Genomic DNA, 23,039 nt, shown 5'->3' with positions numbered 1-23,039 from the left:
GCGTCACATCCCGGATCTGTGACACGCAGCACACCACCCAGCGCACCCGAGGAGCGACCCCGTGACCGAACTTGGCCAACACCTGCTGATCGACGGCGAGCTCTTCGGGCCGGAGGGGCGCCGCAGCTACCCCAACATCAACCCGGCGACCGAGGAGGTGCTCGGGGAGACCCCGGACGCGGACGCCGCGGACGTCGAGCGTGCGATCGGGGCGGCGCGCCGCGCCTTCGACACCACCGACTGGTCCACCGACACCGAGCTGCGGATCCGGGTGCTGCAGCAGTTGCAGGCGGCGCTGAGGGCCAACGCCGAGGAGCTGCGCTCGATCGTCGTCGCCGAGGGCGGGTCGCCGGTCGCGCTGACGCAGAGCATCCAGCTCGACGAGGCGATCGGCTACATCGACCACTACGTCGAGCTGCTCCAGGGCTACGAGTTCGAGCGCCCGCTGCCGACCAAGACGATCATGGGGGCGCCCACCGACCGGATCGTGCGTCGCGAGGCGGTCGGCGTCGTCGCCGCGATCACGCCCTGGAACTACCCCTTCTACCTGGCGGTCTGCAAGCTCTCGGCGGCCCTGGCGGCCGGCTGCACCGTGGTGCTCAAGCCCGCTCCGGACACGCCCTGGAGCGCCCTGGCCATCGGCGAGATCGCCGTCCGGAGCACGGACCTCCCGCCGGGTGTACTCAACGTGATCGCGACCAGCGACAACGAGATCGCGAGCATCCTCACCAGCCACCCCGACGTGGACGCGGTCACGCTCACCGGGTCGACCCGGACCGGCGCCCGCGTCATGGAGGCGGCGGCGCCCACCATCAAGCGGGTGACCCTCGAGCTCGGCGGCAAGTCGGCCGCGGTGCTCCTCGACGACGCCGACTTCACCGCCGTCGTTCCCATGCTGGCGGGCGGCATCTGCGCCCACGCCGGTCAGGGCTGCGCGCAGCTGAGCCGGCTGGTCGTGCCCCGCTCGCGGTACGAGGAGGTGCTGGCGATCGCGTCCGCGACCATGGAGCTGATCCCGTGGGGCGACCCGACGGACCCGAACGTGATCATGGGTCCGGTCATCAACGCCCGGCAGCGCGACGGCATCCTGGCCTACCTGGAGTCCGCGCGGCGCGACGGCCGGATCGTGCGCGGCGGCGGCACCGGTGACCGGTTCGACAAGGGCTACTACATCGAGCCCACGCTGATCGCCGACGTCGACCCGAAGGCGACGGTCGCGCAGGAGGAGATCTTCGGCCCCGCCCTGGTGGTGCTGCCCTACGACGACGACGCGGACGCGCTGGCGATCGCCAACAACTCCGTCTACGGGCTTTCCGGCGCGGTCTTCAGCGCCGACCTGGACCGGGCGCTGAACTTCGCCCGCAAGATCCGGACCGGAACGGTCGGCGTCAACGGCGGCAACTGGTTCGACCCCGGCTCGCCCTTCGGCGGCTACAAGCAGAGCGGCATCGGCCGCGAGTGGGGCACGGAGGGCCTCGAGGACTTCCTCGAGATCAAGACCATGGCCTACCCCGCGGGCGCCTGAGCCCCGATCGCGCAGTTCGCGTCACCCACCGTCACCACGACACCCACTAGGAACAGGAGAACAGACATGTCCGGACGCGTTGAGGGCAAGGTCGCATTCATCACCGGCGCCGCCCGGGGCCAGGGCCGCAGCCACGCGGTGCGCCTCGCCGAGGAGGGCGCGGACATCATCGCCGTCGACCTCTGCCAGGACTTCGCCACCGTCGGGTACGCGATGGCGACCTCGGCCGACCTCAAGGAGACCGTCGCGCTGGTGGAGGCGACGGGACGCAAGATCGTCGCCGTCGAGGCCGACGTCCGTGACCGCGGCCAGCTCGCCGCTGCGTTGCAGGAGGGCATCGCCGAGCTCGGCCGCGTCGACATCGTGGTGGCCAACGCCGGCATCGCGGCGATGAAGTCGAACGGCTCGCTGGAGGCCTGGGTCGACGGTGTCGACGTCAACCTGCTCGGCGTGATCAACGCCGTGCACGCCGCGCTCCCGCACCTCGAGGACGGGGCGTCGATCATCGCGACCGGCTCCGTGGCCGCCTTCATGGGCATGGTCGGCACCCAGACCCCCGGCGAGGACCCGGGCGGCGCCTCCTACACCTTCACCAAGCAGACGATCGCCGCGTTCATGTTCGAGCTGGCCCGCAACGTCGCGCCGCGCAAGATCCGCGCGAACGTCGTGCACCCGACGAACTGCAACACCGACATGCTCACCAGCAAGCCGATGTACCAGTCGTTCCGCCCCGACCTCGAGGACCCGACGTACGAGGACGCCGTGCTCGCGTTCCCGGTCCAGCAGGCGATGCCGATCCCGTTCATCGAGCCGGTCGACATCAGCAACGCGGTGCTGTTCCTGGCCTCCGACGAGTCCCGCTACGTGACCGGCATGAACCTCCGGGTCGACGCCGGCTCGTTCCTCAAGTTCAACAACTTCTCGGTCTGAGGACGGGGGCAGCGGCGATGAAGGTGAGTGTCGACGACAACCTCTGCCAGGGGCACACGCTGTGCGCCATGGCGGCGGCGAAGGTGTTCGTCCTCAGCGACGAGGACGGGCACTCCCAGCCGATCGCGAGCGAGGTGCCGGTGGACCAGGAGGACGCGGCCCGCGAGGCCGCGCGCTCCTGCCCGGAGCAGGCGATCACGCTCTCGTGACCACGACCCGGAGGACCCAGACCAGCGACCCGAGGGGGAGCGAGGACCAATGACGACCGAGAAGACCGAGAGCACAGAGAGCACGGACGAGCAGCGTGACGAGCTGACGTTCAGCATGAACCGGCACGACGCCGGCTACCGGCTCGACTTCGAGAAGAACACCGACGAGCTGCACGGCCGCTGCCCGATCGCCTGGAACGACACGCACGGCGGCTACTGGTACGTGAGCGGCAACCAGGAGCTGTTCGACGTCGCCCGCCGGGCCGACCTCCTGTCGAACGACGCCGACATCCACGGCGAGCGCCGTGGCTACCAGGGGATCTCGATCCCGCCGCCGGCGATAGAGGAGCGCACCACGATCGGCGGGTTCCTCGAGATGGACCCGCCCGCCCAGCGGTACTACCGGCAGGCGCTCAACCCCTACCTGTCCCCGGCCGCCGTGCAGCGGTGGCAGCCGGTGCTCGACGAGCTGACCCGTGCCTGCCTGGACGAGGTGATCGAGTCCGGGCGGATCGACTTCGTCGACGACCTGGCCAACATCGTGCCCGCCGTGCTGACGATGGGTCTGCTCGGGTTCCCGATGGCCGACTGGGAGATCTACTGCGAGCCGGCGCACGCCAGCGTCTACACCTCGCCGGACGACCCGGACCACGCCCGGATCCAGGCGCTGTCGATCCAGATGGGGATGCGCGCGTTCGAGTCCATCGCGGAGATCAAGGAGACCCCGCGGCCCGGCCTGGTGGACGCGCTGATCAAGGCCGACATCGGCGGGACCACGCCGAGCGACATGGACCTGATCGGCGTCGTGATGCTGCTGATCGGCGGTGGCTTCGACACCACCACGGCACTGACCGCGCACTCGCTGGAGTGGCTCTCGGAGCACCCCGACCAGCGGGAGCGCCTCAGCCGCGAGCGGGCCACGCTGCTCGACAGCGCCACCGAGGAGTTCCTGCGCTACTACACACCGGCGGTGGGCGACGGGCGGACAGTCTCGGCCGACGCCGAGATCGCCGGTGTGCGGTTCCGCGAGGGCGAGCGGCTGTGGCTCTCCTGGGCGATGGCCAACCGCGACGAGAAGGTGTTCGAGTGCCCGCACGACGTGCAGCTCGACCGCACCGGCAACCGGCACGCCAGCTTCGGGCTGGGGATCCACCGCTGCATCGGGTCCAACGTCGCCCGGGCCGCGTTCAAGACCATGGTGACCCACGTGATGGACCGGATGCCCGACTTCGTCTGTGACCCCGCCGGTGCCGTCCACTACGACACCACGGGCGTCATCAACGGCATGAAGCACCTGCCCGCCACCTTCACGCCCGGCAAGCGGCTCGGGCCCGGGCTCGAGGAGACGATCGCCGCCGTGCAGAAGGCCTGCGACGAGCAGGGCCTGGCGGAGCCGGTCACGCGCAAGCGGGACACCGCGAGCCTGTAGGCCGCATGCCACCACGGCACCGCCCGGGGCCCGCACAGGGCACCGGGCGGTGCCGTTGCCCATCCCGCGCCGACCCGGCGCCCGAGAGGAGACCGATGTCCGACCTCCAGCTCCCCGTCCCGTTCCTGACCCCGGTCAGCGAGTTCTTCTACACCTCGGGCGCCGACGGCCTGCTCCGGGTCCAGCGGTGCCGGGACTGCTCCGGCTTCGTCCACCCGCCGAAGCCGCGCTGCCCGCACTGCCGCGGGCGCGGCGTCGAGCCCGAGGCCGTCTCCGGGCGCGGGATCCTCGTCGGGTTCAGCGAGAGCACCCGCTTCGCGATGCCGGGCCTGCCGAACCCGGTGATCACCGGCACGGTCGCGGTGGAGGAGGACACCCGGGTGCGGATCGCCGCGCTGGTCGTGGACGCGGCCGCCGACGACCTGCGGCTCGGCATGGTCATGGAGGTCCGGTTCGTCGCCTCGGGGGAGTACTTCGTGCCGGTCTTCGCGCCCGCTGCGGAGCAGCCGGAGTCGCCCCAGCTCCCCGAGGACGAGCTGCCCGCCGAGCGGGTCCACGAGCACGTCCGCCCGATGGTGGGGACCGACAGGTTCGAGGACCGTGCGGTGATCTCGGGCGTGGGCCACTCCCGCCTCGGCCGGCGGCTGATGGTGGACCCGCTGGAGCTGACGATGGACGCCGCCGAGGCGGCGATCGCGGACGCCGGGCTGACCGTCGACGACATCGACGGGCTGTCGACGTACCCCGGCGGCGGTCTGGAGAGCGGCTTCGGCGAGGGCGGCGTGACGGCCCTCGAGGCCGCGCTGCGGATCCGGCCCACCTGGTACAACGGCGGCGGCGACACCTTCGGCCCGAGCGGGTCGATCATCGCGGCGATCGCCGCGGTCTCGGCCGGTCTGGCCCGCCACGTGCTCTGCTTCCGGACGCTGTGGGCCTCGACCCACGAGACCCTGCTGCGCGCCGGCAAGCTGTCGCTGGGTCGCTCCCCGATGGCCGGCGACATGGGCTGGCTGGCGTCGGCCGGCGTGATGTCGGCGGCCCAGGTCCTCGGCCAGCACGCGCAGCGCTACTTCCACCGGTACGGCGCGACGCGGGAGACGCTCGGCTGGATCGCGCTCAACCAGCGCGCCAACGCGGCGCTGCACCCCGACGCGATCTACCGCGACCCGCTGACCATGGACGACTACCTCGGCGCCCGCCCGGTGACGACGCCGTTCGGCCTCTACGACTGCGACGTGCCCTGCGACGGCTCCATCGCGGTCATCGTGTCGGCCGTCGACGTGGCCGGCGACCTGCCGAACCCGCCGGTGCGGATCGAGGCCGCCGGCACGCAGCTGATCGAGCGGCCGGAGTGGATACAGAGCACCTCCACGCACGAGCCGCAGGTCTTCGGTCCGGCCGCCCACCTCTGGAGCCGGACGGACCTGCGCCCCGACGACGTCGACGTGGCGCTGCTCTACGACGGCTTCACCTTCAACTGCCTGTCCTGGATCGAGGGGCTGGGGTTCTGCGAGGTGGGCGAGGCCAAGGACTTCCTCGACGGGGGCAAGAACATCGCCCGGGACGGCCTGCTGCCGCTCAACCCGCACGGCGGCCAGCTCTCCCACGGCCGGACCCACGGCATGGGCCTGGTCGAGGAGGCCGTGCTCCAGCTCCGCGGCGCGGCCGGCGAGCGGCAGGTCGCGGACGCGCGGACCGCGGTGGTCAGCAGCGGGGGCCTGACACCGAGCGGCGTGCTGCTGCTGCGGAGCGATCGCTGAGGCGGGGTGTGGACATGTACCCCGCGGCCGACACGGCGACGCTCCTCATCGACGGCAAGTGGCTCGAGGCCGACGACGGCGCGACGTTCCCCGTCACCGCCCCGGCGACCGGCGAGCTGATCGGCCGCGCCGCCGACGCCGGCGCGGCCGAGACCGACCGCGCCATCGACGCGGCCGCGGCGGCGTTCGGGCCCTGGAGCGCGGAGACGGCGTACGCGCGGGCCGACGTGCTGCGCCGGGCCCACGACCTGATGCTCGAGCGCGCGGAGGACCTGGCGGTGCTGATGAGCACCGAGCAGGGCAAGCCGCTCAAGGCGGCCCGGAACGAGGTCCGCTACGCCGCGGACTTCCTGGCGTGGTTCGCCGAGGAGGCGAAGCGGGTCCACGGCCGGACCATCCCCTCCAACCGGCGGGGGCACCGGTTCCAGGTCCTCAAGCAGCCCGTGGGCGTGGTCGCCGGGATCACGCCCTGGAACTACCCCATGTCCATGATCACCCGGAAGGTCGCCCCGGCCGTGGCGGCCGGCTGCACCATCGTCCTCAAGCCCGCCGAGCAGACCCCGCTGTGCGCGGTCGCGGTGCTCGCGCTGCTGGAGGAGGCGGGGCTGCCGCCCGGCGTCGCGAACCTGGTCACGACCGCCCGCCCGGAGCCGGTCGGTGAGCGCCTGCTGGCCGACCCACGGGTCCGCAAGCTGACGTTCACCGGCTCCACCGAGGTCGGCATGCGGCTGGCCGCGGGCGCGGCCGCCACCATGAAGCGGGTCTCGATGGAGCTCGGCGGCCACGCGCCGATGATCGTCTTCGACGACGCCGACCCCGTGCACGCGGCCAAGGGCGCGACCCTGGCGAAGTTCCTCAACACCGGCCAGGCGTGCATCAGCCCCAACCGGATCTATGTGCAGCGCGGCGTCGTCGAGGCGTTCACCGAGGCGTTGGTGGCCCGGACGGCCACGCTCAGCGCGGGCCCCGGCACCAGTCCCGGCGTCTCGATCGGCCCCCTGGTCGACGACGCCGCGCTGACGAAGGTGCAGCGCCAGGTCGACGACGCGGTCGAGCGCGGCGCGCGGCTGGTGCTGGGCGGCACCCGGCTGACCGAGGACGGGCTCGACCGGGGCTGCTTCTTCGCGCCCACGGTGCTCGCCGACATCGACGAGACGATGCTGATCTACCGGGAGGAGACCTTCGGCCCGGTGGCGGCGGTGATCCCGTTCGACACCGAGGAGGAGGTCGTCGCCCGCGCGAACGACACCGCGTACGGGCTGGCCTCCTACCTGTACACCCGCGACCTCGGCCGCGCCACGCGGGTCAGCGAGGCGCTGCGCTTCGGGATCGTCGGCGTCAACGACATCAACCCGACCGGCGCCCAGGCGCCGTTCGGCGGGGTCGGCGTCAGCGGCCTCGGGCGCGAGGGCGGCGTCGAGGGCCTCGACGAGTACCTCGACGTGAAGCTGATCGGCACCGCCCTGTAGGTGCCCGCCAGGCCCGCCAGAGACCAGACCAGCCAGAGAGAAGTCCGGACAGAGTGGAAGGAGCACGCACATGGGTCACGTCATCCCCGACGACGTCGTCGTCGTGGGCGCCGGCCTCGCAGGCCTGCGCACGGTCGAGCAGCTGCGCGGTCACGGCTACCGCGGTGGGATCACGCTCGTCAGCAAGGAGGAGGAGCTGCCCTACGACCGGCCACCGCTGTCGAAGCAGGTGCTGACCGGCTCCTGGGAGCCGGAGCGGGCGGCGCTCTGCGACCGCGCGGCGCTGGCGGAGCTCGGGGTGGAGGTCCGCACCGGCGAGGCCACCGGACTGGGCGTGTGGTCGGTGATGCTGGACGACGGCACCGTGCTGCGCACCGGCGCCACGGTGGTCGCGACGGGCGCCGTGCCCCGGGTGCTCCCGGGCCAGCCCGACGGGGTGTCCACGCTGCGCACACTCGGCGACGCGCGGAACCTGAAGGAGCAGCTCGCGCAGATCGACACGCTCCTGATCGTGGGTGGCGGGTTCATCGCCGCCGAGGTGGCCACGGCCGCGGTCGCCGCCGGCGTCGACGTGACGGTCGTCGAGGCGCTCGAGCACCCCTGCTCGCGTGCGCTCGGCCCGCAGGCCGGAGAGCTGGTCGGGCGGCTCTTCCGCGACGCCGGGGTCACCCTGCGCACCGGCAGCGCGATCGCCCGATTCGTCGACGCGAACACCGTCGAGCTCGACAGCGGCGAGAAGCTGGCGGCCGACCACATCCTGGTCAGCGTCGGCTCGGTGCCCGACGTCGACTGGCTCGCCGGCAGCGAGCTGCCGATCGGCGACGGCGTGCTGGCCGGCGGCACCGGCCGGGTGCCGCCGCTGCCGGGCGTGTGGGCTCTCGGCGACGCGACCTCCTGGTGGGACCAGCCGCGCCGCCGCTACGCGCGCAACGAGCACTGGACGAGCGCGAGCGACCAGGCGGCGATGGTCGCCGCCGACATCCTGGGTCTCGACACGCCGACGCTGGCCCCGCCGTACGTGTGGTCGGACCAGTTCGGGCTGAAGATCCAGGTGCTGGGGCGCCCGGACATCGCCGACGAGGTCGTCCCGCTCGCCGGCGAGGGCCTCGACGGTGGCCCGGTCAAGGGCACCGTCGTCGGCTACCGGAAGGACGGCCACCTGGTCGGGGTCGTCTCCTTCGGCGCGCCGGCCAGGTTCGTCGGGTTCCGCGACGAGGTCGTCGCCGGCACGAAGGCGATCACCACCGTCGCCCAGGAGATCGAGGACTGACGCCGCTCGGCATCCCAGGTCCGGAACGGCAGCGACCCCGGCACCGCACGGTGCCGGGGTCGTCGCACGTCCGGGTGGTCACCAGCGACGCTGGAGGTGGGAGCGCTCCAGACGGACGCGGCCGAAGCCGCACTCCGGCTCGGCCTGGACCACGTAGGTCGTGGCGCCGCCGTCGGCCGCCGGCTCGATCTGGACGATGACGCCGCGGTGGTAGGAGGCGTCGAAGCTGTAGCGCGGCACGTACACGACACGGTCGCCGACGACCCAGTCGTCGTCCGGCGCGCGCTGCGGTTCGTCGGTCATCGGCCCTCCTCCTCGAACGACGAGTCCGCCGGTCCCCGGGCAGCAGCCCGGGAACCGGCGGACGCCGGAACGGCGAACGTCACTCGATCAGTCCGCCACACGCCGGGCTGGCGTCCTCCTCAGGGACGAACGCGTGGTCCTCGAGCGTCAGGTAGTAGGAGCACTGCTCGTCGGCCTCCGCCGAGCCGAAGTCGCGGGGCGGCGCCATCAGGCCGCCCGCGTCCCAGCCGTCGTCGTCGCGGAGTGCGTCGATCACCTCCTGCTGGCTGGCGTCGCAGCCCGCCTTCTCCAGCGCGTAGAGGAACATGTCGGCCGTCATCCAGCCCATCGCCTCGGAGAAGCTGGGCACGCCGCTCTCGCTGCCGGCGTACTCCTTGAGGGCCTCGCTCTGCGCCTCGACGGCGTCGCCGCCGAGCTCGCTCGGCCGCCAGCCGATGCTGAAGGTGACGCCCTGCGCGGCCTGGACGGCCGGCTCGGACTTGAGCAGGTCCGCGCCGTAGCCGGTGGCGAGCAGGATCATCTTCATGTCGTACCCGGCCTGCCGGAGGCCGCCGACGATGCCGAAGGTGGTCTCCGGGTTCATCGCGCCGTAGAGGCCGTCGGCCCCGGACTCGATGATGCCCTGCACGATCGGGCCGACGTCGGTGGTCCCGAACGGCACCGCCTTGTTGTAGTAGCCGATCTCCAGCCCGGCGGCCTCGGCGGACCGCTTGGTCTGGTCCAGGCCGTTCGCCGCGCTCGGGGAGTCGTAGGCGACCATCGCGATCTTCGAGACCCCGCGGCTCTTGTAGTAGTCGCCGGCCAGGCTGTAGGTCGCGCTGTAGTCGCCGAGGGGCGGCAGCACACCGAACAGGTTGCTCTCGACGTCGTTGTACTCGGGCGCGCCGTCGAAGCCGCCACCGAAGACCGGGGTGCCGCTCGCCTGCGTGGTGAGGTACTGGGAGGCGCCGTAGAAGAAGGAGCTGGAGTGCAGCACGGCGAACACCTTGTCCTGCTGCACCAGCTTCTGGGCCGCCTTGAGCGCGCCCTCCGTGGTGGAGGTGTCGTCCGCCTCGACCACCTCGAAGCCGCGATCCGCGCACTCGCCGCCGGACGCCTCGTAGGCCTTGATCCGGGCCTCGGCGGCGGCGGGCGTGGCCTTGAAGGTGGCACTGGCCGGGCCCGTCAGCGAGGCGAAGACGCCGAGCTTGATGGGCCCGCTGGTCGCGGCGTCGCCGGCGGCGGCGTTCTCGCCGCAGGCCGCCAGCGGCAGGGTCAGTGCCAGGGACGCCGCCACTGCCGCTGCTCTCGTGTTCATGCGCATCTCCATGTCCAATCACGAAGTGTCGAATAATCAAACTGATTGACCTGCATAGTGCCTCATGATGTGACGGGTGTCACCCCCAAGGTTCGATGAATCTTTTCCGAACACCGCGAATCGGGGCGACGGGTGAGCAAGGGGCCGCCCATGTGGCCCCAGTCACAGCAAAATGAATGAAACTATTGACCTATGTCACATCGCGGGGCAACACTCGGTGAGCCCGTTCGCCCGGTCGGCCACCGCGCTCACCGGCTGGACCATGACCTCGAACGTTGGGAGTTGTCTTGCTCTCGTACCTGCTCGCCGGCCTCGCACTCGGCTCGATCTACGCGATCGCTGCCGGGTCCCTCGTCGTCACCTACATCGCGTCGGGGGTGTTCAACCTCGCGTTCGCGGCGATGGCCTTCACGGTCGCTCGCGTCTACTACGAGCTCCACGTCGAGCACGAGTGGGGGATCGTCGGATCGGCGGCGTTCTCGCTGCTGGTCTTCGCGCCGCTGTTCGGCACGCTGCTCTACGCGCTGCTCTTCCGCTTCCTGCAGGGACGCTCCACCGTCGTCAAGCTGATGGCGACGGTCGGGCTCTCGGTCGCGCTGCCACCGCTGGTCGAGCTGGCCCTCGGGAAGCTGACCGCGGTCACCGCGCCGGGGCTCGCGCCCCTGCCGCTCAAGGTGTTCCACGTCTTCGGCGCCACGGTGAACGCCGACCAGGTGGCGACGTACGTCGGACTCGCGGTGGTGCTGGTCGTCGGGGTCGGCGTGCTCCGCTTCACCGACGTCGGCCTCAAGGTGCGCGCGCTGGTCGACTCCGGTGCGCTCACCAGCCTCAGCGGCAGCAACCCGTCGCGGATCTCGATGGGGGTGTGGGCGGTGAGCACCACGCTCGCCGGGCTCGCCGGCATCCTGATCGCGCCGACGGCGGGGCTGCACGTGGCCGGCATGACCGGGCTGATGGCGGCGGCGTTCGCCGCGGTGGTCGCCGCCCGGCTGCGCAACCTGCCCCTGGCGATCGGCATCGCGCTCGCCATGGGGCTGGTGACCACCGTGCCGCAGAAGTGGATCACCCCCGACGGTGCCTTCGCGCAGGCGTTCATCCCGAGCGTGCCGTTCCTGTTCATGTTCGTCGCCCTGGTCTACTACGCGCTGCGGGGGATGACCGGTGACGTGCAGACCGGCGGGCCGCTGGACCGGGCCATCAAGGCCGAGGGTGGGGACCCGAGCGCGGTGCCGGCCCCCGCGCTGCGGTTCGGACGGGTGAACCTCGGCGTCGCGCTGCCCGTGGTGTTCGTCGGCGTGGTCGCCCTGCTGCCGCAGGTCCTCGACGTCTACTGGACCGGCCTGGTGGCGACCGGCATCGTGCTAGGGATCATCCTGCTCTCCTACACGCTGGTCACCGGAGAGGGCGGGATGGTCTGGCTCTGCCAGATCAGCTTCGCCGGCATCGGGGCGCTGCTCGTCGGGGAGTTCGCGACCACCCGGGGCTGGGACCCGCTGGTCGCGGTCGTCGTGGCGCCGCTGCTGGTGGTCCCCGTCGGCGTGCTGATCGGCCTGCTCACGATCCGGCTCGGCGAGCTCTACGTCGCCCTGGTCACGCTCACCGCGGGACTGCTGGCGCAGACGCTGGTGATCACCGAGGACCGGTTCTACAACTACGGCTCGGGCGTGTTCGTCTCCCGGCCCACCTTCGCGCTGGAGAACGCCGCGTTCGCCTACCTCGCGCTCGCCGCCTTCGTGGTGTTCGGGCTGCTCGTGCTCAACCTGCGCCGCTCCACGGCGGGGATGGCGCTCGGGGCCGTCCGGTGGAGCGAGGACGGCGCCCGGACGATCGGCATCAGCGTGGTGCAGTCGAAGGTCCTGGTCTCGGCGTTCGCCACCTACGTCGCCGCGCTCGGCGGCGGGTTCATGGCGATGAACTACCAGAGCACGCTGCCGGACTCCTGGGCCCCGTTCGCCGGCATGGTCTGGCTGGCGGTGCTGCTCACGCTCGGCGCCCGGTCGATCATGGCGGCCCTGCTGGCCGGGCTCCTGTACGCGCTCATGCCCGGGATCTTCGCCACCTACCTGCCGGTCGAGCTCGGCGAGGTGCCGGTGATCCTCTTCGGTGTCGGCGCGATCGCGCTGGCCGCGCACCCGGAGGGCGCGATCGCCCAGACCGCCGGGAACATCGCCCGGTCCCGGGCGCGGCGCCAGGTCCGGCGGAGCCGGAGCCTCGCCGCCGCGCCGGCGCCCGAGAAGGCCGGCGTCGGGGAGCTCGCATGACCGCCCGGACCGGCCCGGCGCCAGCCGGGCGGGACCGACGAACCCGCACGTCCGTCACAGGGAGGAAGAACCGATGACCGGTAAGCACGCACAGAGCGAGGAGCCGCGGCTCGAGGCCCGCGGGGTGACCATGAGGTTCGGTGGCCTGGTGGCGCTGAGCGAGGTCGACCTCGCGGTGCCGGCCGGCCAGATCGTGGGGTTGGTCGGCCCCAACGGCGCCGGCAAGAGCACGCTCTTCGGGGTCCTCTCCGGCCTGCTCCGCCCGTCCGCCGGCCGCGTCCGCATGCTCGGCGCCGACGTCACCGCGGCGCCGCCGCAGCTGCGCGCCCGCCGCGGACTCGCCCGCACCTTCCAGCACCCGGAGCTGTTCGCCTCGCTCACCGTGCGCGAGCACGTGGCGCTCGCGCACCGGATGCGCCACCACCGGCGGCGCATCCTCACCGACCTCTTCGACGGGCGCGGCCTGCTCGGCAGGGCCGACCGGGACGAGACCGAGCACGTCGACGCCCTCGTCGAGGAGCTCTCCCTGACGGAGGTCCAGCACCAGCCGGTGCTCGGGCTCCCGCTGGGCACCAGCCGGCTGGTGGAGGTCGCCCGGGCGCTGGCCACGGACCCCCTGGTGATGCTGATGGACGAGCCGTCCTCCGGGCTGGACGTGACCGAGACCGAGGCGCTGGCCGCGACCATGCGGAAGGTGGTCGCCGAGCGGGGGGTCTCCCTGCTGCTGGTCGAGCACGACGTGCCCCTGGTGCTCGGGCTCTGCGACACGGTCCACGTCCTCGACTTCGGACAGAAGATCGCGGCCGGCACGCCGGAGGAGATCCGCAACGACCCCGCGGTCCGCGCCGCCTACCTCGGCGAGGACGTCGACGACCTCCCGTCCGGCGGCGAGCTGGTCGCCCCCGGGGGTGAGCTGGCATGAGCGCGCCGCTGCTGGAGGTCGCCGACCTCAGCGTCCGGTACGGCGAGGCGCTCGCCCTCGACCGCGTCTCGTTCGGCCTGGGCGCCAACCAGGCGCTCGCGGTGCTGGGCTCCAACGGCGCCGGGAAGTCGACGCTGGCCCGGGCGCTGTCGGGCCTGGTGCCGGCGAGCTCCGGCACCGTCTCGCTGGAGGGCGCCGACATCACCTCCCGGCGGGCGCACGCCATCCGGCGCGCCGGGGTGGTGCACCTCCCCGAGGGGCGCGGCGTCTTCCGGGGCCTGACCGTGCTGGAGAACCTGCGGATGGGGCTGACCGTCGACCGTGCGGCGCGCGCCGAGGGGCTCGACCTCGTCTTCTCCATCTTCCCCGTGCTGGGGGAGCGGCGCCGGCAGCTGGCCGGCACCCTCTCCGGCGGTGAGCAGCAGATGCTCTCGCTGGCCCGGGCGCTGATGGTGCGACCGAAGGTGGTGATCGCGGACGAGATGTCGCTCGGCCTGGCGCCGAAGATGGTCGACGTCGTCTTCGAGAGCCTCCAGCGCGCCCGCGACGCCGGGAGCTCGGTGATCATGATCGAGCAGTTCGCCGGGCGCGCGCTGGCGTTCGCCGACCGCGCGATCATCCTCCAGCGCGGCTCCCTGGTCTGGTCCGGTTCCGCCGACACCGCCGGCGACGAGCTGGTCCGCAGCTACCTCGGCGAGGGCGCCGGCGTCTGAGCCGCTCCCCGCCGACCCCGGGTCGCCCCGGCCCGGAACCGTCCACGAGAAACCCCATCCGAGAGGTGCACCACGATGTCGATCGAAGTCCACGATGTGCGGGTCCCGGCGCCCGGCGCCGCCGACGAGGCGTGGGAGGTGGCGGCGACGATCTACCTGCCGCGCGCGCTCGCCCTCGCCTCCGGCCCGGACATCCTGTTCCTGCTCCCCGGGGCGGCCTACGGGCGCGGGTACTTCAACCTGCCGGTGCCCGGCTTCAGCGAGGCGATGTACCACGCCGGCCGCGGCAACATCGTGGTGGCGCTGGACTACCTCGGCGCCGGCGAGAGCAGCGCCCCGGAGGGCGCGACGCTGGCCGACGCCGCGGCGTCGACCCACCACGCCGTCACCTACATCGCCGCCCGGCTCGCGGAGGGCAACCTGCTCGCCGGCCTCGGCCCGGTGCGCTACGGCAGCCTCGTCGCGGCCGGCCACTCGCTCGGCGGGCACGTCGTCGTCGCCACCCAGGGCGAGCACGGCACCTTCAACGGCATCGTCACCCTGGGTGCGAGCGTGGCCGGCACGACGTTCCCGACCCGGGCGGGCGGCACGGTGACGGACCTGGCCGAGGTCGACTACGTCTGGGTGTGGCACTGGGGCGAGGTGCCGGAGGTGGACGCGTCCGTCACGCCCACCGACCTGGCCACCCTGGCCGGCGTCGACGTCGCCGCCGGCTGCCCGGTGCGCACCGGCTCCGTGCCGTGGTCGAGCAGCGCCGTCCCGCCGTACGTCGGCGAGGCGTTGGCACCGGGCGTCTCCGCATCGTACGCGGCCAGGATCACCTCGCCGGTGCTGCTCGTCGCCGCGGAGCGTGACGTGACGCGCTCGCCGGAGGAGGAGGCAGCCGCGTTCAGCGGCTCGACCGACGTGGCCGGGTTCACGCTGCCGGAGACGGGGCACCTGCACACCTTCAGCGAGCACCGCGAGCAGCTGTGGAAGCGCCTGGACACCTTCGTCATGCACGCCTCCACGCACGACCGGAAGGTCTCCGACACGAGCATGGCGGCGATGGCCGGCAGCATGAGCGGCGACAAGGACTGATCCGGGGCCGAGGTCGGTCCGAGCCGGGCCGGCGTCGGTACGCTGGCCATGTCCCGCGACCGCGGCGGGCCTGGCCAGGAGGATCCGTGACGCTCGACGACGCCGTGCGCGACGTGCCGGGCGGGGACGGCGTCCCCGCCCGGCAGCCGCGTGCGGTCGACGTCGCCCACCGCGCGGGCGTCTCCCGGGCGACGGTCAGCCAGATCCTGAACGACCGGGGCGGGAGGTTCACGCCGGCGACCGTCGCGCGGGTCCGCGCCGCCGCCGCCGAGCTGGGCTACGTGCCCTCGGCCGCCGGGCGGGCGCTGGTGCGCGGCCGCAGCGACGTCGTGCTGATCGTGGTGCCCTACGCGACCCTGCCGCACCTGCAGGACCTCGTCGAGGTCCTCGGCGAGGAGCTGGCCACGCTCGGGCTCACCTCGCTGGTGCAGTTCGGCGGCCCGCCGGGCTCGCAGAGCCAGCGCCGGCTCCGGGCGGCCGTGGAGGCGATGCAGCCGGCCGGCGTCGTCGACCTGGGCGGACTCTCCCCGGAGGACGACGCCGAGCTGCGCCGGCTCTGCCCGGTGATCGGCACCACGGCCGACGCGCAGGGGGCCGTGAGCAACCACGTGATCGGACGGTTCCAGGTCGAGCACCTGGTCGCGCGCGGCTGCCGCGGGATCGCCTACGCCTTCCTCTCCGACGAGCGCGGCCATCCCTTCGACGCGCTCCGGGTCGCCGGCGCGCGCGAGGCGTGCGCGGCGGCCGGGCTGCCCGAACCGTACCTGTTCGGCCTCCCGCTCGACCCGGACGGCGCGGCCGACGCGCTGTCGGTCGTGCTCAGGAGCCTGCCCGGCAGGGTCGGCATCGCCGGGTTCAGCGACGACGTCGCCATGGGCGCCGTCTTCGCGGCCGCCTCCCTGGGGCTGGACGTCCCCCGCGACGTCGCGGTGCTGGGCCTGGGGCGCAGCGATCTCGGCCAGATGATGCGGCCGAGGCTGTCGTCCGTCTGGTTCGACATGCGGGTGCTGCTGGGCAGCATGCGCGCCGCGCTGGCCACCGCCTACGGCGCGGGGACCGAGGAGCCGGCGGGCGTCGACTTCAGCTCGCTGGAGGTCGTCCAGGGCGAGACGACCTGATCCGGGCGCCCCGGATCACCAGGTCGGCAGCGCGTCGGTGGACGACCCGGTCGGGCGCTCCTCGGCGCCGGCCGCCGGGAGCCCGGGCTCCGGCGGTGCGCCCGCGGCAGGCTCGTTCGGGACGAGCGCCAGGCCCGGCAGCAGCGCCTCGAGCGCGGTCATCAGGTCCCGCAGCACGTCGCGGCGCAGCGAGTAGTAGTGGTTGCGCCCGCGCTTGGTCATCTCGATCAGGTCGGCCTGCGCGAGGATGCGGATGTGGTAGGAGATCGTCGGCCGCGAGACCGGGAGCGAGTCCTCCAGGGTGGAGCCGGCGAGCTCGGGCTGCGCGGCGATCTGCTGGAGGATCGCCCAGCGGATCGGGTCGCCGAGCGCCTTGAAGGCCTCCGGCATGTTCGCGTCGTCGTGCTGCATCTCTCACCTCGTCCCCGGCAGCTCCGCCGCAGACAATCTACAGGCACCGGCCGCGCGTCCCCCGCCGCGCGGGCGGCCTCTCGGCCGGTGGTCAGTCCACCGCCCACGTGTCGTGGCCGTCCAGGATCCCCTGGAGAGCGTCCGCGCCGCGCCGGTCGGCCGCCGCGGCCGCCCGATCCACCTGGTCGCGGACGACGTCGTCGTACGCCGGCCGGCTGGTCGAGCGGAAGATCCCGGTGACGACGCGCTCCAGGTCCGTCGTCGACAGCCGGGCGAGGGCGTGGGCCAGGTGCGGGTCGCGGGCGTCGTGCACCACGACGTCCTCGGCAGCCACCGACGAGACGGGTGCGACGGCGAGGCCGAAGCCGGACCGGACGACGGCCAGGGAGCCGAGCCCGTCCTCGCCGGGCGGGCCGAACCGGATCGGCTGCCCGTCGGTGACCCTGATCAGCCGTCCGGTGGCGGTCTCCGGGCGGCGCAGCGCGTCGAAGCTGCCGTCGTTGAACACCGGGCAGTCCTGCAGGATCTCGACCAGGGCCGTGCCGCGGTGGTGCGCGGCGGCCTCCAGCACCGCGCTCAGGCCCGCGCGGTCGGAGTCGAGCGCGCGCGCCACGAAGGTCGCCTCCGCGCCGAGCGCGAGCGTCACCGGGTCGAACGGGTGGTCGACGGAGCCGAGCGGGGTGGACTTGGTGACCTTGCCGGTCTCGGACGTGGGGGAGTACTGCCCCTTGGTCAGCCCGTAGATGCGGTTGTTGAAGAGCAGCACCTTCAGGTTCACGTTGCGGCGCAGCGCGTGGATGAGGTGGTTGCCCCCGATCGAGAGCGCGTCGCCGTCGCCGGTCACCACCCACACCGAGAGGTCGGGCCGGGCCACGGCGAGGCCGGTGGCGATCGTCGGCGCGCGGCCGTGGATCGAGTGCATGCCGTAGGTCTCGAGGTAGTACGGGAACCGGCTGGAGCAGCCGATGCCGGAGACGAAGACGGTGTTCTCCCGGCGGATCCCGAGCTTGGGCAGCAGGGCCCGGACGGTGGCCAGGATCGCGTAGTCCCCGCAGCCGGGGCACCAGCGCACCTCCTGGTCGGAGGTGAAGCTCTTCGCGGTCAGCGGCCCGGTGGCGGCCGGTACGCCGTCGAGCCCGCCACGCGCGGGCATCCCGAGGTCGATGGCGGTCATGCGCCCTCCTGGAGGTGGACGAGCAGCACGTCCTCCAGGTCCTCGACCCGGAACGGCAGCCCGCTGACGTTGGTGTGGCTGTGGATGTCGACGAGGTAGCGCGCCCGCAGCACCTCGGCGAGCTGCCCGAGGTTCATCTCCGGCAGCACGACCGTCCGGTACCGGTCGAGCACCCCGCCGAGGTTGCCGGGCAGCGGGTTGAGGTGGCGCAGGTGCGCGTGGGCGACGCGCAGGCCGCGGCGGCGCAGCCGTCGCACGGCGGCGAGGATCGGCCCGTAGGTGGAGCCCCAGCCGAGGACGAGCAGGTCGGCGTCTCCGGTCGGGTCGTCGACGGCCACGTCGGGGACGGCGATGCCGGCGACCTTCGCGGCGCGGAGCCGCACCATCTCGTCGTGGTTGTCGGGCGCGTAGGAGATGCCGCCCGAGCCGTTCTCCTTCTCCAGGCCGCCCACGCGGTGCTCCAGGCCGGGGGTGCCGGGCACGGCCCACGGCCGCGCGAGGGTCTCCGGGTCGCGCAGGTAGGGGAGGAACGTGCCGCTGCCGTCGGGCGCGTTCGGCCCGGTGGCCAGGTCGGGGTCGATCGGCTCGAGCTCCGCGACCCGCGGGATCCGCCACGGCTCCGAGCCGTTGGCGAGCGCCCCGTCGGAGAGCAGGATGACGGGCGTGCGGTAGGTGACGGCGATCCGGGCGGCCTCGAGCGCGGTGGTGAAGCAGTCGCCGGGGGTGCTCGGGGCGATCACCGGCACCGGCGACTCGCCGTTGCGCCCGTGCAGCGCCTGGGACAGGTCGGCCTGCTCGGTCTTGGTCGGCAGCCCCGTCGACGGGCCGCCGCGCTGCACGTTGACCACCAGCAGCGGGAGCTCGATCATCACGGCCAGGCCGATCGCCTCGGCCTTGAGCGCCACCCCGGGACCGCTGGTGGTGGTGATGCCGAGGGCGCCGCCGAACGACGCACCCAGCGCGGCCCCGACGCCGGCGATCTCGTCCTCGGCCTGGATGGTCGTGACGCCCATCGCCTTGTGCCGGCTGAGCTCGTGGAGGATGTCGGAGGCCGGCGTGATCGGGTAGCTGCCGAGCACCACCGGGAGGCCGGAGAGGTGCCCCGCGGCGAGGATCCCGTAGGCCAGTGCCGCGTTGCCGGTGATCTGCCGGTAGCTGCCCGGCTCGAGGGGGGCCGGGGCCACGCGGAACGTCGAGGCGAACGCCTCGGTCGTCTCCCCGTAGGCGTGACCCGCGCGGAAGGCGAGGACGTTGGCCTCGGCGAGCTCGGGCCGGCGCGCGAACTTCGTGCGAAGGAAGCGCTCGGTGCCCTCGGTCGGCCGCCCGTACATCCAGGTGACCATGCCGAGCGCGAACATGTTCTTGGCGCGGGCGGCGTCCTTCCGGGAGAGCGAGGTCGCGGAGAGGGCCTCGATGGTGAGGCTGGCCATCGCCACCTCGTGCACCTGGTAGCCGTCCAGCGAGCCGTCCTCGAGCGGGCTGGCGGCGTACCCGACCTTCGTGCAGGCGCGGGCGGAGAACTCGTCGGTGTTGACTATCAGGATGCCGCCGGGGACGAGGTCGGGGAGGTTGGCGCGGAGCGCGGCCGGGTTCATCGCGACCAGCACGTCGGGTCGGTCGCCGGGCGTCAGGATGTCGCTGCTGGCGAAGTGGACCTGGAAGGACGAGACGCCGTGCAGCGTGCCGGCGGGCGCGCGGATCTCGGCCGGGAAGTTCGGCAGCGTCGCCAGGTCGTTGCCGAAGCGGGCCGTCTCGGAGGTGAACCGGTCCCCGGTCAGCTGCATGCCGTCGCCGGAGTCGCCGGCGAAGCGGATGACGACGCGGTCCCGCTCGACGGACCCGTCCGCGGGGGAGTCCGCCACGACGTCCTCGCGCGACGCCGTGTCCTCGCGCGGAGCTGTGCCGGCGTCGGCCACCTGGTTGTTCATCCTGCCTCCGGGTCCGTGGGGTGCGGTTCGGCTAGCCAAGCACATACTTCGATGGATTTGCAAAGATAATCCGGATGGGGTTGCGAACGGGGCGAGCAGGGCGGCAGTATCGCCGCAGTAACGCGTGATACCCAAGCCTTGAGTTCGATGAATACTTCGTTGTACGGTCATCGAAACGTGGCAGTGGTCACATCCCGACTCGCACAGGGCCGCGGGCCCTCCCGGAACGGAGACGACGTTGACGGACACCTCGGCGAAGACCGACCTCAAGGTCGGCTGGATCGGACTCGGCAGCCAGGGCGGCCCCATGGCCCGCGTGCTCGCCGCCTCGGGGAAGGCCCCGGTCACGCTGTGGGCGCGGCGCCCCGAGGCGCTCGCGGAGTACGCCGACGTGCCGGTCGCGACCGCATCCACCTCGCTCGGGCTGCTCATGGAGTCCGACGTGGTGTTCCTCGTCGTGCGCAGCGACGACGACGTCCGCGAGGTGCTGCTCGGGACGGAGCACAGCCGGACCATGGGCCTGACCCACCGGCCGCCGATCGCCTCGATGCGACCCGGCTCGGTGGTGGTCATCCACAGCACGATCCACCCGGCGCTGGCCGTGGAGCTCGAGAGCGAGGCCGCGAAGTACGGCGTCGGGATCGTCGACGCCCCCGTCAGCGGCGGCGGCCAGGCCGCCGAGACCCGGTCCCTGCTGGTGATGACGGCCGGCGACCCCGAGGTCGTGGCGCGGGTCCGCCCGCTGCTGGAGGTCTACGGCGACCCGATCCCCTACCTCGGGCCGGTCGGCGCGGGGCAGCGGGCCAAGCTGATCAACAACCTGGTCCTCGCCGCGAACATGGGCGTCGCCGCGAGCGCCTTCGCCCTGGCCAAGGAGCTCGACGTGGACCCGGAGAACCTGCAGGTCGTGATGAGCAACGGCTCCGGCCGCAGCTTCGGCGTGTCGATGGTCGGCGGTGACGACTGGGACCTCGCCGGCGCCGCGCAGTTCGCCGGCCCGCTGCTGCAGAAGGACGCCCGCCTGCTCGCCGACCTGGCGGCCGGCGTCGGCGCCAAGCCCGGCGTCGTCCTCGACGCCGCCGACTCCGCGCTGGAGTCGATGGGCCTCCCGCGCTGAGCCGCCCGGCCCCCGAACCCGCCCCAACACCAGCCCGCGACACACCAAGGAAAGAGGAGGCATCCATGGGACTGCCCGACGACGCGAAGATCATCTCCGTCGACGACCACGTGATCGAGCACGCGAACGTGTGGCTCGACCGCATGCCCGCCAAGTTCAAGGACGAGGCCCCCCGGATCGAGCGCCTGCCCGACGGCAACGACGCCTGGATCTTCGAGGGCGCGGCCTCCGGCAACTTCGCGCTCAACGCCGTCGCCGGCAAGCACCCGCGCGAGTTCGGCATGGACCCCCGTTCCTACGACGACATGCGCGACGGCTGCCACAACATCAAGTCGCGCCTGGCCGACATGGACATCGAGGGCGTCCACGCCCAGATGTGCTTCCCGAACATGGGCGGCTTCGCCGGCTCCACGTTCTGGAAGTCGAAGGACCCGGAGCTGGCCCTGGAGTGCGTCAAGGCCTACAACGACTTCATCCTCGACGAGTGGTGCGCCTTCGACCCGGGGCGCCAGATCCCGCTCGTGATGGTCCCGTTCTGGGACGTCGAGGCGTCGGTGAAGGAGATCGAGCGGACCGCCGCCAAGGGCGCGAAGTCGGTCACCTTCCTGGAGGCCCCGCACAAGCTCGGGCTGCCGTCGTTCCACACCGACCACTGGGACCCGATCTTCAAGGCGGCCGAGGAGGCCGACCTCCCGCTGTCGGCGCACTTCGGCTCCGGCGGCGTGCCGCTGGGCACCGCGCCGGACGGCGACATGTTCATCACCATCGCGCTGTTCGGCATGAACTCGATGATGGCGATGGTGGACCTGCTGGTCTCGCCGGTCTTCCACAAGTTCCCGAACCTCAAGTTCGTGCTCGCCGAGGGCGGCACCGGCTGGATGCCCTACCTGCTCGAGCGCACGGACTACTCGTGGGAGCGGCACCGCTACTGGTGCAACATCAACGCCGAGCAGCGGCCGTCCGAGCTGTTCAAGGACCACATCTTCGGGTGCTTCGTCTCCGACCAGGTGGGCATCGACCAGCGGCACCAGATCGGCGTGGAGCAGATCCTGTTCGAGAGCGACTACCCGCACTCGGACTGCAACTGGCCGCACACTCGCAAGCTCCTCGCCGAGCAGCTGGCCGACGTCCCCGAGGACGAGGCCCGCCTGATCGTCGAGGGCAACGCCCGCCGGATCTTCAACTTCCCGGCCTGACCCGCACCGACCCGAGCCGCCGGGTCCCGCCGTCACCTCCCGAGAGGCGGCGGGACCCGGCATCCAGCCGCAGCGAGCGGCATCCAGAGGAGAGACACATGCAGATCGGCTTCGTCGGTGCCGGGCGGATGGGGCGCCCCATGTTGCAGCGGCTCATCGCCGCCGGGCACAGCGTCCGGGTCCACTACCGGTTCGACTGGGAGGTCGAGGCGTTCACCGCCGACGGCGCCGAGATCACCCCCGACCTCCGCGACGTCCCGGTGGGCGCCGAGGCGGTGGTCGTCAACGTCTACAGCGACCAGCAGGTGCGCGAGGTCTGCCTCGACGGCGGACTGGTCGCGGGGCTGGCGCCCGGCTCCCTCCTGGTGGTCCACACGACCAGCAGCCCGCGCACCTCCGAGCTGCTCGCCGAGGCCTGCGCCGCCCGCGGCTGCGCCTACGTCGACGCCGCGGTCAGCGGAGGCCCGCACAACATCGCGGCCGGCGAGATCACCCTCTTCGTCGGCGGCAGCGAGGCGGCGTTCGCGCAGGCCCAGCCCGTGCTGTCCGCCTACGGCGACCCGGTGATCCACCTCGGCCCGGCCGGCACCGGGATGAAGGTCAAGCTGCTCAACAACGCCGTCTTCGGGGCCAACATCGGCGTGCTCGCCGCGGCCGCGCGGCTCGCGGAGCGCCTCGACCTCGACGAGGGCGCGCTGCTGCGTGCCGTCCAGCACGGCAGCGGCAACAGCGCGGTCCTCGGCATGATCGCGAACCGGACCACCGTCCGCGGCTTCTCCGAGTCGACGGCGGAGTTCGTCGACAAGGACGTCAGCGTCGCCGCGTCCCTGCTCGCCGACCTCGGCGCGGGCCTCGACGAGCTCGAGCCGATGTACGAGGCGATGCGGGCGATCCGCTCCCAGCCGGCGGCCGCGGGACGCTGATCGC

At 72.5% G+C, this 23,039-nt stretch carries 20 protein-coding genes; 15 read left to right on the top strand and 5 right to left on the bottom strand.

The window, feature by feature from the left end:
* Positions 1-61: 61 nt before the first annotated feature.
* The 7 genes from ABLM29_RS04725 (at position 62) to ABLM29_RS04695 (ending at position 8,592) form a co-directional block, all read left to right on the top strand.
* Positions 62-1,525, top strand: coding sequence for an aldehyde dehydrogenase family protein (locus ABLM29_RS04725; protein WP_349712741.1), 1,464 nt, complete (start codon positions 62-64; stop codon positions 1,523-1,525).
* Between the two features lie 66 nt (positions 1,526-1,591).
* Positions 1,592-2,455 carry a mycofactocin-coupled SDR family oxidoreductase gene (locus ABLM29_RS04720; RefSeq protein WP_349712740.1) on the top strand — a complete coding sequence of 288 codons (864 nt, stop codon included), beginning with the start codon at positions 1,592-1,594 and terminating at the stop codon, positions 2,453-2,455.
* Positions 2,456-2,478: 23 nt separating this feature from the next.
* On the top strand, positions 2,479-2,664 hold the full coding sequence (locus tag ABLM29_RS04715; protein ID WP_349712738.1) for a ferredoxin: 186 nt from the start codon (positions 2,479-2,481) through the stop codon (positions 2,662-2,664).
* A 49-nt stretch (positions 2,665-2,713) separates the two neighbouring features.
* Complete coding sequence (locus ABLM29_RS04710) at positions 2,714-4,093, top strand: cytochrome P450 (protein ID WP_349712736.1); 1,380 nt, start codon at positions 2,714-2,716, stop codon at positions 4,091-4,093.
* Between the two features lie 95 nt (positions 4,094-4,188).
* Positions 4,189-5,853: a thiolase C-terminal domain-containing protein gene (locus tag ABLM29_RS04705; RefSeq protein WP_349712734.1), complete on the top strand. Its 1,665-nt coding sequence runs from the start codon at positions 4,189-4,191 to the stop codon at positions 5,851-5,853.
* Positions 5,854-5,867: 14 nt separating this feature from the next.
* Entirely contained in the window at positions 5,868-7,322 is a 1,455-nt protein-coding gene (locus tag ABLM29_RS04700) for an NAD-dependent succinate-semialdehyde dehydrogenase (RefSeq protein ID WP_349712819.1), read from the top strand.
* A gap of 70 nt (positions 7,323-7,392) precedes the next feature.
* Positions 7,393-8,592, top strand: coding sequence for an NAD(P)/FAD-dependent oxidoreductase (locus ABLM29_RS04695; RefSeq protein WP_349712732.1), 1,200 nt, complete (start codon positions 7,393-7,395; stop codon positions 8,590-8,592).
* A gap of 78 nt (positions 8,593-8,670) precedes the next feature.
* Here ABLM29_RS04695 and ABLM29_RS04690 read toward each other — a convergent pair whose 3' ends face one another.
* The gene (locus tag ABLM29_RS04690; protein WP_349712731.1) at positions 8,671-8,895 is read right to left on the bottom strand and encodes a hypothetical protein; all 225 of its coding nucleotides are present in this window, start codon (positions 8,893-8,895) and stop codon (positions 8,671-8,673) included.
* A 79-nt stretch (positions 8,896-8,974) separates the two neighbouring features.
* Positions 8,975-10,192, bottom strand: a complete 1,218-nt coding sequence (locus ABLM29_RS04685; RefSeq protein WP_349712729.1) for an ABC transporter substrate-binding protein — start codon at positions 10,190-10,192, stop codon at positions 8,975-8,977.
* Between the two features lie 287 nt (positions 10,193-10,479).
* Between ABLM29_RS04685 and ABLM29_RS04680 the strand changes: the two genes are divergently transcribed.
* The 5 genes from ABLM29_RS04680 to ABLM29_RS04660 all read left to right on the top strand — a co-directional run bounded on the left by ABLM29_RS04680 (position 10,480) and on the right by ABLM29_RS04660 (position 16,286).
* Positions 10,480-12,453, top strand: a complete 1,974-nt coding sequence (locus tag ABLM29_RS04680; protein WP_349712728.1) for an ABC transporter permease subunit — start codon at positions 10,480-10,482, stop codon at positions 12,451-12,453.
* Between the two features lie 73 nt (positions 12,454-12,526).
* A complete protein-coding gene (locus tag ABLM29_RS04675) occupies positions 12,527-13,375 on the top strand; it encodes an ABC transporter ATP-binding protein (protein WP_349712727.1) in 849 nt (282 codons plus the stop codon).
* Positions 13,372-14,088 carry an ABC transporter ATP-binding protein gene (locus ABLM29_RS04670; protein ID WP_349712726.1) on the top strand — a complete coding sequence of 239 codons (717 nt, stop codon included), beginning with the start codon at positions 13,372-13,374 and terminating at the stop codon, positions 14,086-14,088. Before ABLM29_RS04675 ends, ABLM29_RS04670 begins: the two co-directional genes overlap by 4 nt.
* Positions 14,089-14,163: 75 nt before the next feature.
* Positions 14,164-15,168 (top strand): alpha/beta fold hydrolase, encoded by a 1,005-nt coding sequence (locus ABLM29_RS04665; protein ID WP_349712724.1) that lies wholly within the window; start codon positions 14,164-14,166, stop codon positions 15,166-15,168.
* An 86-nt stretch (positions 15,169-15,254) separates the two neighbouring features.
* Positions 15,255-16,286, top strand: coding sequence for a substrate-binding domain-containing protein (locus ABLM29_RS04660; protein WP_349712722.1), 1,032 nt, complete (start codon positions 15,255-15,257; stop codon positions 16,284-16,286).
* Positions 16,287-16,301: 15 nt separating this feature from the next.
* Here the strand turns inward: ABLM29_RS04660 and ABLM29_RS04655 are convergent, their stop codons facing one another.
* The 3 genes from ABLM29_RS04655 to ABLM29_RS04645 form a co-directional block, all read right to left on the bottom strand.
* Positions 16,302-16,697, bottom strand: coding sequence for an ArsR/SmtB family transcription factor (locus ABLM29_RS04655; protein WP_349712720.1), 396 nt, complete (start codon positions 16,695-16,697; stop codon positions 16,302-16,304).
* A 91-nt stretch (positions 16,698-16,788) separates the two neighbouring features.
* Positions 16,789-17,871, bottom strand: a complete 1,083-nt coding sequence (locus ABLM29_RS04650) for a 2-oxoacid:ferredoxin oxidoreductase subunit beta (protein WP_349712718.1) — start codon at positions 17,869-17,871, stop codon at positions 16,789-16,791.
* Entirely contained in the window at positions 17,868-19,799 is a 1,932-nt protein-coding gene (locus ABLM29_RS04645) for a 2-oxoacid:acceptor oxidoreductase subunit alpha (RefSeq protein WP_349712717.1), read from the bottom strand. The genes ABLM29_RS04650 and ABLM29_RS04645 overlap by 4 nt, the downstream gene beginning before the upstream one ends.
* Positions 19,800-20,037: 238 nt before the next feature.
* Between ABLM29_RS04645 and ABLM29_RS04640 the strand changes: the two genes are divergently transcribed.
* From ABLM29_RS04640 to ABLM29_RS04630, 3 genes are all read left to right on the top strand, one after another.
* Entirely contained in the window at positions 20,038-20,916 is an 879-nt protein-coding gene (locus tag ABLM29_RS04640; protein ID WP_349712715.1) for an NAD(P)-dependent oxidoreductase, read from the top strand.
* A gap of 65 nt (positions 20,917-20,981) precedes the next feature.
* A complete protein-coding gene (locus ABLM29_RS04635; protein ID WP_349712714.1) occupies positions 20,982-22,112 on the top strand; it encodes an amidohydrolase family protein in 1,131 nt (376 codons plus the stop codon).
* Between the two features lie 98 nt (positions 22,113-22,210).
* Positions 22,211-23,035, top strand: a complete 825-nt coding sequence (locus ABLM29_RS04630; RefSeq protein ID WP_349712713.1) for an NAD(P)-dependent oxidoreductase — start codon at positions 22,211-22,213, stop codon at positions 23,033-23,035.
* Positions 23,036-23,039: the final 4 nt, after the last annotated feature.

The sequence above is a fragment of the Nocardioides sp. YIM 152588 genome (assembly GCF_040191335.1).
GTDB lineage: Bacteria > Actinomycetota > Actinomycetes > Propionibacteriales > Nocardioidaceae > Nocardioides.
The sequence above is the reverse complement of the archived record's forward strand: the minus strand, read 5'-3'. Positions and strand labels throughout refer to the sequence as shown.

Bases quoted from the DNA above. Each gene is read 5' to 3' on its own strand.
- ABLM29_RS04690 (WP_349712731.1), bottom strand. From the start codon at position 8,895: ATGACCGACGAACCGCAGCGCGCGCCGGACGACGACTGGGTCGTCGGC.
- ABLM29_RS04695 (WP_349712732.1), top strand. From the start codon at position 7,393: ATGGGTCACGTCATCCCCGACGACGTCGTCGTCGTGGGCGCCGGCCTC.
- ABLM29_RS04650 (WP_349712718.1), bottom strand. From the start codon at position 17,871: ATGACCGCCATCGACCTCGGGATGCCCGCGCGTGGCGGGCTCGACGGC.
- ABLM29_RS04630 (WP_349712713.1), top strand. From the start codon at position 22,211: ATGCAGATCGGCTTCGTCGGTGCCGGGCGGATGGGGCGCCCCATGTTG.
- ABLM29_RS04720 (WP_349712740.1), top strand. From the start codon at position 1,592: ATGTCCGGACGCGTTGAGGGCAAGGTCGCATTCATCACCGGCGCCGCC.
- ABLM29_RS04675 (WP_349712727.1), top strand. From the start codon at position 12,527: ATGACCGGTAAGCACGCACAGAGCGAGGAGCCGCGGCTCGAGGCCCGC.
- ABLM29_RS04655 (WP_349712720.1), bottom strand. From the start codon at position 16,697: ATGCAGCACGACGACGCGAACATGCCGGAGGCCTTCAAGGCGCTCGGC.
- ABLM29_RS04685 (WP_349712729.1), bottom strand. From the start codon at position 10,192: ATGAACACGAGAGCAGCGGCAGTGGCGGCGTCCCTGGCACTGACCCTG.
- ABLM29_RS04705 (WP_349712734.1), top strand. From the start codon at position 4,189: ATGTCCGACCTCCAGCTCCCCGTCCCGTTCCTGACCCCGGTCAGCGAG.
- ABLM29_RS04645 (WP_349712717.1), bottom strand. From the start codon at position 19,799: ATGAACAACCAGGTGGCCGACGCCGGCACAGCTCCGCGCGAGGACACG.
- ABLM29_RS04710 (WP_349712736.1), top strand. From the start codon at position 2,714: ATGACGACCGAGAAGACCGAGAGCACAGAGAGCACGGACGAGCAGCGT.
- ABLM29_RS04665 (WP_349712724.1), top strand. From the start codon at position 14,164: ATGTCGATCGAAGTCCACGATGTGCGGGTCCCGGCGCCCGGCGCCGCC.
- ABLM29_RS04635 (WP_349712714.1), top strand. From the start codon at position 20,982: ATGGGACTGCCCGACGACGCGAAGATCATCTCCGTCGACGACCACGTG.
- ABLM29_RS04700 (WP_349712819.1), top strand. From the start codon at position 5,868: ATGTACCCCGCGGCCGACACGGCGACGCTCCTCATCGACGGCAAGTGG.
- ABLM29_RS04670 (WP_349712726.1), top strand. From the start codon at position 13,372: ATGAGCGCGCCGCTGCTGGAGGTCGCCGACCTCAGCGTCCGGTACGGC.